Annotated in this window: 1 protein-coding gene; it reads left to right on the forward strand. The window is 60.8% G+C overall.

Annotated elements, in window-relative coordinates:
* The first annotated feature begins 460 nt into the window (after window positions 1–460).
* A complete protein-coding gene (locus AB4Z11_RS31035) occupies window positions 461–1510 on the forward strand; it encodes an OmpA family protein (RefSeq protein WP_442029934.1) in 1050 nt (349 codons plus the stop codon).
* Window positions 1511–1655 lie beyond the last annotated feature (145 nt).

Here is a 1655-nt window from a genome sequence, read left to right on the forward strand (position 1 = left end):
CCGGTGCCGGTGCCTGTTCCGGGGCCACCAGGCCCGGAAGGCGCTAAAGGCGAGCCGGGTGCACCGGGCAGCCCCGGCGTCCCTGGCGACAAAGGTGCGCCGGGCGAACCTGGCAAGCCTGGCGATACCACCATCGTGGTGCCGCYCGCCGAAAATCCGCCGCCAAACCGCTGATCGCTTCACCCGACACCCCGCTTCGGCGGGGTGTTTTTTTGCGAAAACCCCGCAGTTGAAGGCCTTTCATTTGTAAGACCGCAACTAATCAAAGAAGTTCACGTTGCAAAAAAACTACAATTATTGTTAAAATACGGTTGCTTTGTGCGCTGCCGCACAAAAGCCGGGAAATCCCATCCCATAAACTTGGCCCCACAGCAGTAACAGCTGGGACAGTCCGGCGGTAAGGCGCCGCAGCGCGCCACCGTCATGACCAGAAGTCACCTCATACCYCGGGAGTTAACTAGTGAATAACATTAAGAACATCGCAATCGCCACAGCAGCACTGTGCGCATCTTTCGCCGCCTCGGCACAAGACGCTGCCATCAACCCAAACTGGTACGTTCAAGGCACCGCCGGTGTCATGCGTCCTGATAGCCAATGGGGCGTCGGCAAAGACGACCGCGCCGTCGGTATTCGTTTCGGCAAACCGATCACTGAAAACATCGATATCCAGGGCGGCTACACCGATGCCGCAACCAAGCACAACAACCTGCGCTACCAGCAATCCCTGGTGGGCGTGGATGGCCTGTACCTGTTCTCCCGCAGCCACAACTTCCGTCCCTTCCTGCTGGTCGGCGTGGGCGCAGAGCGCGACAAGCTGAACTCCTACATCACCGGTGCCGAAGCAAAGCGCTGGAACCCATACATCAGCGCGGGCGTGGGCTTCCAGTCCACCATCAACGACCGCTGGTTCTTCCAGGCCGACCTGCGCAATGTGCACGGCTTCCTGGGTGGCGACGCCTTCCGTCCGGCCCACGCCGACAACCAGTACCTGATGTTCTCGCTGAACTACGCGTTCGGCCCGACCCCGCAGCCGCCAGCGCCACCGGCACCAGTGGTCGCTCCAGAACCAGCACCTGCACCAGCACCGGCGCCAGTGGCTCCGCCACCACCGCCACCACCACGCTTCGAAAAGATCACCATGTCGGCGACCGAACTGTTCGCCTTCGACAGCGCGAAGCTGGCACCGGAACAGCCTAAGCTGGACGACATCGCCAAGCTGCTGAACGAAAATCCGTCCATCAGCGGCATCACCATCACCGGCTACACCGACCGCATCGGTTCGGACAAGTACAACCAGAAGCTGTCCGAGCAGCGTGCCAACTCCGTCAAGACCTACCTGGTGGGCAAAGGCGTTGGCGCCGACCGCCTGACCGCTGTGGGCAAAGGCAAGGCCGATCCAGTCGTGGCTTGCGACGGCAAGAAGCAAAAGCGCGCAGACTTGATCAAGTGCCTGGAGCCTAACCGCCGCGTTGAAATCGAACAGATCACCGTGGAACGCAAAGTTCAGTAATCACGGACTGTGATCGCAGGGGCGCTACGGCGCTCCGACAAGATGGGCGCTTCGGCGCCCATCTGCTTTTCCGGAGCCGAAAATGAGCTGGAGAAAGTTTCCCCATATCGCCAAGAAGCTGCCCAACGTCGCCTGGTGCGCCGTC

It is taken from the genome of Pseudoduganella sp. RAF53_2 (assembly GCF_052113985.1).
Lineage (GTDB): Bacteria > Pseudomonadota > Gammaproteobacteria > Burkholderiales > Burkholderiaceae_D > Rugamonas.